Source organism: Rhizobium sp. BK650 (genome assembly GCF_014195325.1).
Classification (GTDB): Bacteria; Pseudomonadota; Alphaproteobacteria; order Rhizobiales; family Rhizobiaceae; genus Rhizobium.
Genome location: NZ_JACIBK010000027.1, coordinates 1 through 8,943, shown reverse-complemented (window position 1 = coordinate 8,943; position 8,943 = coordinate 1). Strand labels below are relative to the sequence as shown.

The following is an 8,943-nucleotide window of genomic DNA, read 5'->3' as shown; positions in this document are numbered from 1 at the left end:
AACACGATATGACAAGCTCATGCTCAACTTCGCCGCAACTTGCTACATCGCCGCCATCGTCATTTGGTGGACTTGATTGAGTCTGGAGCCTAAGGCAATTTCAGAGAGAGGCTTCCTGTCCGGAATGGCATGAGGAGAACCGCTTATCACCTACCGAGCGAGAAATAGTCAGCGGCATTCCAGGCGGACGATCGGTCTTGTCGGCAGGCGTCTTGCCACCTCGACGAAACCTGCATCGAGGAACATCGAAAGCGTTCCCGGGTAGAGCTCGGGTCCGTTTGAACCACGGGCTCCTTGATCGACGGGATAGGCTTCGAGACATTCGGCGCCATTCGCCTTTGCAAATTCGACGGCATGTACCAACAGCAAGCGCGACAGGCCCTGGCGTCGGAAGGGTTTGCGTACGATGAAGCAATTGATTGACCAAACCGACCTGCCATCGACCGGAGCAAAGGGTTTCGAACGGCGCAACCGGTCGAATACCGCGCGCGGCGCCACGCCGCACCATCCGGCTGGCTCGTTCTCGTGGCAGCCGAGAATGCCGGGCGGGCGCGGCTCTGCAATCAGGTTTCGGAACCAGCTGCGGTTTCCTTCGCCCCATCCTGCCTTGTACTCGGCATTCGGAAGATACCAATAGGCGCAGCGACAATTCCGGCCGCCGGAGCAATCGTCGAAGACCATTTCGATATCGGCCAAGCGATCGGCGGTTGCGGGGAGGAAAGAGAAGCGATCCTGCATGGCGGGAAAATATAGCGCGGCTGGACGATCGGCAAGCGGCGGCCCGCGCCGCTACTGCCGTGCGGCCCACCCGAGACCGCGGCGCAGGATCAACGGCATGTAGGGATGGCTGAATTCGGCGGCGACATGGCCAAGGGCAGAATAGAACACGCGGCCCTCGCCGAAATACCGCTTGAAGACGACAGGCATCGTGACATTACGCGCGACGGGATCGTACTGGCCGGTGAAAGTGGTTGTTGCGAGGATTTCGACCGAGGGATCGTAATGCAGATAATATTGCTCCGAGTGATAGTCGAAATCTGGAATATCCTCCATCAACGGATCGTCCTGCCGTGTGATCGCGACCCGGAAGTCGATGATATTTCCGGGGTGGGCAACCCAGGTGACGCCTGAGAGGTAGCGGAAGGGCGCGCTTTCCTTGAAGGAGGTGGCAAGGCAGCCGTGGTGGCCACCGAGGCCAAGGCCGCCGCGAACGGCTTCGACAAGGGAATCCGCATGCGGCTTTTCCAGCTTCTCGCCGGTAATGAGCGGCACCAGCAGGTCGGCCCTAGCGAGTTGCGGCGAGCCGAAAATGCCAAGATCATTGGTGATTTCGACAGCGAAGCCGTCCTCGCGCAACAATTCCCCAACGATATTTGCGCAGGGTTCCGGCTCATGGCCCGGCCAGCCGCCCCAGACAATGATCGCCTTCCTCATATTTCCTCCCAGATCTGATACAGCGAATTTCCAATGGTAAGATATAGCGTAGCGGCATGCTGGCCAGATGTCGTTCGGCCTCTTCGGCCAAACGGCCAAGGCGGCGCTCATTGCCGATATGCCTGCTACATAATGAATGCCTGGGAGCCGACGAAGCAATCGCCTGCAGGCGGGCGCATCTCGTATAAAAGGTCTCCCTAATCTTCTTCTTTTTGCAAATATGTAACCGAGATAACTTTTTACCGACGTGTAACTTGGCTAAGGTCCGTGCATCTGTGGCTTGCAAAAGGATAGAGGCATGGCAGGTGAAACCGTATTGGTCGTCGGCGGCGCTGGTTATATTGGCTCGCATACGTGTCTCGATCTGGCGAACAAGGGTTACAGGCCCGTCGTCTTCGATAATTTTTCCAACGGCCATCGCGAATTCGTCAAATGGGGACCGGCGGAAGAGGGCGATATTCGTGATCGCGCCCGGCTCGATGAGGTGCTGGCAAAGCACAAGCCGTCGGCGATCCTGCATTTTGCGGCGCTGATCGAAGTCGGCGAATCAGTTAAGGATCCGGTCTCTTTTTATGAGAACAATGTCATCGGCACGCTGACGCTGCTGTCGGCGGCGCAGGCGGCGGGCATCAATGCCTTCGTCTTCTCGTCGACTTGCGCGACCTATGGCCTGCCGCAGAGCGTGCCGCTCGATGAGACGCACCGCCAGGTGCCGATCAATCCCTACGGCCGAACCAAATATATCGTCGAGCAGGCGCTTGCCGACTACGATCAGTACAAGAATCTTCGTTCCGTCGTACTGCGCTACTTCAATGCCGCCGGCGCCGATTTCGAAGGCCGGATCGGCGAATGGCACCAGCCGGAAACGCATGCAATCCCGCTGGCGATTGATGCAGCACTTGGTCGTCGTCAGGGCTTCAAGGTCTTTGGCAGCGACTACGAGACGCGCGACGGCACCTGCGTGCGCGACTATATCCATGTCCTCGATCTCGCCGATGCGCATGTGCGGGCCGTCCAATATTTGCTCGATGGCGGCGAGTCGGTCTCGCTCAATCTCGGCACCGGCACAGGCACCACCGTGAAGGAACTGCTTGGCGCCATCGAAGAGGTCTCCAACAAGCCGTTCCCGGTCGAGTATATCGGTCGTCGCGAAGGCGATTCGCATACGCTGGTCGCCAACAACGACAAGGCGCGGGACGTGCTCGGCTGGGTGCCGCAATATGATCTCTCGCAAATCATTCAATCGGCCTGGAACTGGCATGCGAGATCAAATCAGCACTGAGCGCGGCCCGAAACCCAACGTTCTGCTCATCACGGCGGATCAATGGCGCGGCGACTGCCTCTCTTCTGTGGGGCATGCCTGCGTCAGGACGCCGAATGTGGACGCTCTGGCGAAGGAGGGGACGCTCTTCCGGCGACATTATGCGGGTGCTGCGCCGTGTTCGCCGGCGCGCGCCACGCTTTATACCGGCCTCTACCAGATGAATCACCGGGTCTGCCGGAACGGATCGCCGCTCGACCGGCGGTTCGACAATCTAGCGCTGGCGGCAAGGCGGGCGGGTTACGATCCGACACTGTTCGGCTATACGGACACGGCGCCAGATCCGCGCGATAGGGATGCCAATGATCCGCATCTGACGACCTATGAAGGCGTGCTGCCGGGATTCACGGCCCGTCAGCTCCTTCCTGAACATGAGAGGCAATGGCTTTCCTGGCTGCGCTCCCGCGGGCATAAGGAGGCTGTCAGCCGTAATATCCACATTCCGGTCGGTGCTGCATCAGGGGAAATCTCCGACGCAGCGCCAGCCTATTCGCGGGAAGAGACGCAGACCGCTTTCCTGACCGGCGAATTCATCCGTTGGATGGACGAGCAGGACGCGCCGTGGTTCGCCCATATCTCCTTTTTGCGACCGCATCCGCCTTTCTCAGTGCCGGAGCCGTTCAACCGCATGTTCAGGCCTGGCGAAGGTCCGGTCTTTTCACGCGCGGCAGATTGCAAGACGGAACAGCAAAGCCATCCCTATCTTGCCTATGCCATGCCGCGTGCCGGCAAGGGCAGTTTCATTCATGGTGCGAAAGGCCCACTCGGCGAATGGAATGCAGCCGATTTCGATGCGATCAGGTCTATCTACTATGGCATGATCGCCGAGGTCGATGATCAGCTCGGCCGCATTTGGCAGGCGCTGAAGGACGCGAGCGAATGGAATAACACGATCATCGTCTTCACGTCAGATCATGCGGAGATGGCGGGCGACCATTGGACGCTCGGCAAGGGCGGCTATTTCGACGGCAGCTATCATATTCCGCTCGTCATCCGCGATCCCGGTGCTGCTTCCGCCGGCGGCACGGTGCAGAACTTCACCAGCGCTGCCGATGTATTCCCGACACTTTGCGATCGACTCGGCATCAGACCGGCCAACAGCATCGATGGGTGCTCGCTGACGTCCTTCCTCGATGGCAAGGACCAGGCTTGGCGGGAGGAAGCCTTCTGGGAGTTCGATTTCCGGGATATCGCCTATGGCGAAGGGGAGCAGCATTTCGGCCTTCGGTCAAATGAGCTGAATCTTGCCGTCATCCGCGACGAGCAATTCAAATATGTGCATTTTACTGCATTGCCGGCGCTGCTCTTCGATCTCGTCAACGATCCGATGGAGCTGCACAATCTTGCCGATGATCCGGCCTATGCGTCGGTACGGCTCAGTTATGCAGAACGGTTGCTGTCGCTTCGGGCGCGACATCTCGATCAGACACTTGCCTATACCGAACTGACGGAAAAAGGGCCGGTGACGTACCGGCCCTGATGGCATCAGAAGTTTCCAAGGAAATCCCGCTTGCCGACCGGCGCACCCTGGTTGCGCAGGATGGCATGTGCGGTGGTCACGTGGAAATAGAAATTTGGCAGTGCGAAAAGCGCGACATATTCGATGCCCGGCACGACGGAAGCGTTGCGGCCCGGTATGGTGATATCCTTAGCGTCGCTGCCTTCCAAAGCCTCCGGTGAGAAGTTGGCGAGATAGGCTTCCGTCTTTGCCATGCGCTCGCGCAGATCAGCGATGCTGGCTTCATTGTCCTCGAACTTTGGCGCATCGGTTGCCGTCAGCCGGGAGAGCGCAAACTTAGCGGTGTCGCTGGCACGCTGATATTGGCCGGAGAGCGGCAGCATGTCCGGGGCGAGACGTGCGTTCACAAGGATGGCGGGATCGATCTTCTTTTCCTCGGCATAGGCTTCCGCCTTGTCGAGGTAGGTTTTCAAGCTGGCGATGCCGCGCTGGAACATCGGCACCGTAAGGCGATACATCGAAATGGACATGTGTCCTGTCTCCAAATCTTCAAGCAAACGACCGGTGTGCGCAGGCCGTTCCGGGTCTCGATTAAATGGGGTTTTCCAGGGCGATCGCAATAAGCGCTTATGATGGTTTGTCGTCCATCATGGCCGGGGTGCGACGGGCTTATCACCCGAAATTCATCGCAGCACGCAGCTCATGCTTCGGCAATGGTGTCCGAAATCCGCAAAGAGGCTTGACGCCGTTTCGATAAAATGGAATGAATATTCCACAAGGCAAATTTTACGGTTTGTTTGTTCCGTTTTAACGGGGCCGCCACGGGAGAGGCGGCGTGATTTTGAGGCCTGCGGACGGATGTCTGAGGCCCCGGCGTGAGGAGGGTGCAGCCGGGCACCACTTGTGGAGGAAGTAAAATGAAAAAGCTTATCCTGGGCACCGCGATGGCGCTTGTCATGTCGGCAGCGGCTCATGCCGAAACGGTCGGCGTTTCGATGGCGAAATTCGACGACAATTTCCTGACGGTCTTGCGCAATGGTATGACCGACTACGCAAAGACCCTTAAGGGCGTCACCCTGCAGGTCGAAGATGCGCAGAACGACGTTTCAAAGCAGCAGAGCCAGATCCAGAACTTCATCGCTTCCAAGGTCGACGCGATCATCGTCAATCCTGTCGATACCGATGCGACTACGGCGATGTCGAAGCTTGCCGCTGACGCTGGCATTCCGCTTGTTTACGTCAACCGCCAGCCTGTCAACGTCGACACGCTGCCGGACAAGCAGGCCTTCGTCGCCTCCAACGAGCAGGAATCCGGCACGCTGGAAACCAAGGAAATCTGCCGAATTCTCGGCGGCAAGGGCAACGCCGTCGTCATCATGGGCGAACTCTCCAACCAGGCTGCGCGCATGCGCACCCAAGACGTTCACGACGTCATCAAGACGGACGAATGCAAGGGATTGAAGATCGTCGAAGAGCAGACGGCCAACTGGGATCGTACCCAGGGCGCCGACCTGATGACCAACTGGCTCTCCAGCGGCATCGAGTTCGACGCCGTGATCTCCAACAATGACGAAATGGCGATCGGCGCCATCCAGGCGCTGAAGGCAGCCGGCAAGGATATGAAGAAGGTCGTCATCGGTGGCGTCGATGCCACGCAGGACGCGCTTGCCGCCATGCAGGCAGGCGATCTCGATGTCACCGTGTTCCAGGACGCCGCCGGCCAGGGCAAGGGCGCTCTCGATACCGCGCTCAAGATTGCCAAGGGCGAAAAGGTCGAGAAGAAGGTCTACATCCCCTTCCAGCTCGTGACCCCTGCCAACGTAAAAGACTTTGTCTCCAAGAACTGAGGCAAACGCCAAGCAGGATGCGGGCTCTGCCCGCATCCTTTCCGCCTGTCCGTATCCGGAGGAGATGATATGGCCGTCAGCCCGTCAACCATGGCCGCCGTGCGCGCAAGCGGCGCAGTTCCGAATGCGGAATATCTCTTGAGCGCCGAGGGCGTTCGGAAGGAATTTCCCGGTGTCATCGCCCTCGACGACGTGCAGTTCCGGCTGAAGCGCGCTTCCGTGCATGCGCTGATGGGCGAGAACGGCGCCGGCAAATCGACGCTGATGAAGATCCTTGCCGGCATCTACACGCCCGATAGGGGCGATATTCGCCTGAAGGGGGTTGAGATACGTCTGAAATCTCCGCTCGATGCGCTGGAGAATGGCATTGCGATGATCCATCAGGAACTGAACCTGATGCCGTTCATGACGGTCGCGGAAAATATCTGGATTCGCCGCGAGCCGAAGAACCGTTTCGGCTTCGTCGATCACGGCGTAATGCATCGGATGACCGAAGAGCTGTTTGCCCGGCTCAATATCGCAATCGACCCCGATATCGAGGTCAGGTACCTCTCGGTCGCAAACCGGCAGATGGTCGAAATTGCCAAGGCGGTCTCCTACAATTCCGATGTCCTCATCATGGACGAGCCCACTTCGGCGCTGACGGAGCGTGAGGTCGAGCATCTTTTCCGCATCATCCGCGATCTGAGGGCCCAGGGCATCGGCATCGTCTACATCACCCACAAGATGAACGAGCTTTTCGAGATCGCCGACGAGTTCTCCGTCTTCCGCGACGGCCGATATATCGGCACGCATGCTTCGACCGACGTCACCCGCGACGATATCATCCGCATGATGGTCGGGCGCGAAATCACCCAGATGTTTCCCAAAGAAGAGGTGCCGATTGGCGAGGTCGTGCTCTCCGTCAAGGATCTCTGTCTCAACAGGGTTTTCCAGAACGTTTCCTTCGACGTGAGAGCCGGCGAGATTCTGGGCGTGGCCGGCCTCGTCGGCTCCGGACGGTCGAATGTCGCTGAAACGCTTTTCGGAGTGACTCCGGCAAGCTCCGGCTCGATCGAGCTTTTTGGCAAGCCGGTGACGATTTCCTCGCCGACCGAGGCTATCCGCCACCAGATGGCGTTCCTGACCGAGGACCGGAAAGACACGGGCTGCCTTTTGATCCTCGATATTCTGGAGAATATGCAGATCGCCGTCCTCCAGGACCGATTTGTCAAGGCCGGTTTCGTGCAACAGGGGGCGATCGAGGCGACCTGCGAAGACATGGCAAAAAGATTGCGCGTGAAAACGCCCAATCTTTACGAGCGCGTCGAGAATCTTTCCGGTGGCAATCAGCAAAAGGTTCTGATCGGGCGCTGGCTGCTCACTCATCCGAAGATTCTGATCCTCGATGAGCCGACGCGCGGCATCGATGTCGGCGCCAAGGCGGAAATTCATCGGCTGGTCACGGAAATGGCGCGCAACGGCGTGGCGATCATAATGATCTCGTCGGAGATGCCAGAAGTGCTCGGGATGAGCGATCGCATCATGGTCATGCATGAAGGGCGCGTGACCGGTTTCCTCAATCGCGATGAAGCAACGCAGATCAAGGTGATGGAACTGGCTGCGCAGTGATGCGCGCCGGTGATCACCCAAGGGAGGTTTGACATGAATACTACGGCAGCAGAGAGTCCGGCTCCGCTTGCGACCCGGCCGAGACGGCGGCGCATGCCGCCGGAACTCAGCATCTTCCTCGTGCTTGTCGGCATCGCGCTGGTCTATGAAGTGCTGGGCTGGCTGTTCATTGGCCAGAGCTTCCTTCTGAATTCGCAGCGCCTGACGATCATGATCCTGCAGGTCTCCGTGATCGGCATCATCGCCGTCGGCGTCACTCAGGTCATCATCACCGGCGGCATCGATCTTTCGTCGGGCTCGGTCGTTGGCATGACCGCGATGATTGCGACGAGCTTCGCTCAGTCCTCCACCTGGGGGCGGGCCGTTTTTCCTTCGCTGACCGATCTGCCGGCGCTCGTGCCGATCATGATCGGCCTGCTGATCGGCTCGGTCGCCGGCCTCATAAACGGCTCGCTCATCGCCTATACGAAGATCCCGCCGTTCATCGCGACGCTCGGCATGTTCGTGTCGGCCAGAGGTGTCGCGAAATGGTATACGAAGGGGCAACCGGTCTCCGGGATCACCGAACAGTTCCATTTCATCGGAACCAAGGCATGGCCGGTTGTCGTCTTCCTCGTCGTCGCGCTGATCTTTCACATCGCGCTGCGATACACGCGCTACGGAAAGTTCACTTATGCGATCGGCGCTAATCCGCAGGCTGCGCGCGTTTCCGGCATCAATATCGAGGCGCATCTCGTCAAGGTCTATGTGATCGCCGGATTGCTCGCTGGCCTTGCCGGTATCGTCACGGCGGCGCGCGCCGAAACTGCGCAGGCCAGCATGGGCGTCGGATATGAACTCGACGCGATCGCCGCGACCGTCATCGGCGGCACTTCGCTCACCGGCGGCGTCGGGCGGATCACCGGTACTGTCATCGGCACCGTCATCCTGGGTGTCATGACCTCCGGTTTCACCTTCCTCAGAATCGACGCCTACTACCAGGAAATCGTAAAGGGCGTCATCATCGTCGCCGCAGTGGTCGTCGACGTCTACAGACAGAAGAAGCGTACCAAGCACTGAACTGAAAGGGGGCTCCGGCCCCCTCAATTGATTCTGGCGCCACGGTCGTGGAGATCGATCTCGGGCCTCCGATTCCATCAAGTGAAAATCGTTAGCCGATAATGGTTGATCGTCCTGGGCTCCAGACTCAATCAAGTCCACCAAATGACGATGGCGGCGATGTAGCAAGTTGCGGCGAAGTTGAGCATGAGCTTGTCATATCGTGTTGCGAC

Annotated in this window: 8 protein-coding genes; 5 read left to right on the top strand and 3 right to left on the bottom strand. The window is 58.8% G+C overall.

Annotated features, from left to right (window positions below; all coding sequences use genetic code 11):
• Positions 1 to 168: 168 nt before the first annotated feature.
• Together FHX15_RS30600 and FHX15_RS30595 are read right to left on the bottom strand one after the other, a co-directional pair.
• Positions 169 to 738: a GNAT family N-acetyltransferase gene (locus FHX15_RS30600; RefSeq protein WP_184402071.1), complete on the bottom strand. Its 570-nt coding sequence runs from the start codon at positions 736 to 738 to the stop codon at positions 169 to 171.
• A gap of 51 nt (positions 739 to 789) precedes the next feature.
• Positions 790 to 1,434 (bottom strand): ThuA domain-containing protein, encoded by a 645-nt coding sequence (locus tag FHX15_RS30595; RefSeq protein ID WP_184402070.1) that lies wholly within the window; start codon positions 1,432 to 1,434, stop codon positions 790 to 792.
• Between the two features lie 298 nt (positions 1,435 to 1,732).
• Between FHX15_RS30595 and galE the strand changes: the two genes are divergently transcribed.
• Both galE and FHX15_RS30585 read left to right on the top strand, forming a co-directional pair.
• Entirely contained in the window at positions 1,733 to 2,716 is a 984-nt protein-coding gene (galE, locus tag FHX15_RS30590; RefSeq protein WP_184402069.1) for a UDP-glucose 4-epimerase GalE, read from the top strand.
• Complete coding sequence (locus FHX15_RS30585) at positions 2,694 to 4,235, top strand: alkaline phosphatase family protein (RefSeq protein WP_184402068.1); 1,542 nt, start codon at positions 2,694 to 2,696, stop codon at positions 4,233 to 4,235. The genes galE and FHX15_RS30585 overlap by 23 nt, the downstream gene beginning before the upstream one ends.
• A gap of 5 nt (positions 4,236 to 4,240) precedes the next feature.
• Here FHX15_RS30585 and FHX15_RS30580 read toward each other — a convergent pair whose 3' ends face one another.
• A complete protein-coding gene (locus FHX15_RS30580) occupies positions 4,241 to 4,744 on the bottom strand; it encodes a DUF1993 family protein (RefSeq protein ID WP_184402067.1) in 504 nt (167 codons plus the stop codon).
• Between the two features lie 387 nt (positions 4,745 to 5,131).
• Between FHX15_RS30580 and FHX15_RS30575 the strand changes: the two genes are divergently transcribed.
• From FHX15_RS30575 to FHX15_RS30565, 3 genes are all read left to right on the top strand, one after another.
• The gene (locus FHX15_RS30575) at positions 5,132 to 6,061 is read left to right on the top strand and encodes a sugar ABC transporter substrate-binding protein (RefSeq protein ID WP_184402066.1); all 930 of its coding nucleotides are present in this window, start codon (positions 5,132 to 5,134) and stop codon (positions 6,059 to 6,061) included.
• Between the two features lie 69 nt (positions 6,062 to 6,130).
• Positions 6,131 to 7,672 carry a sugar ABC transporter ATP-binding protein gene (locus FHX15_RS30570; protein ID WP_184402065.1) on the top strand — a complete coding sequence of 514 codons (1,542 nt, stop codon included), beginning with the start codon at positions 6,131 to 6,133 and terminating at the stop codon, positions 7,670 to 7,672.
• Positions 7,673 to 7,705: 33 nt separating this feature from the next.
• Positions 7,706 to 8,731 carry an ABC transporter permease gene (locus FHX15_RS30565; protein ID WP_184402064.1) on the top strand — a complete coding sequence of 342 codons (1,026 nt, stop codon included), beginning with the start codon at positions 7,706 to 7,708 and terminating at the stop codon, positions 8,729 to 8,731.
• The last annotated feature ends 212 nt before the right edge of the window (positions 8,732 to 8,943 follow it).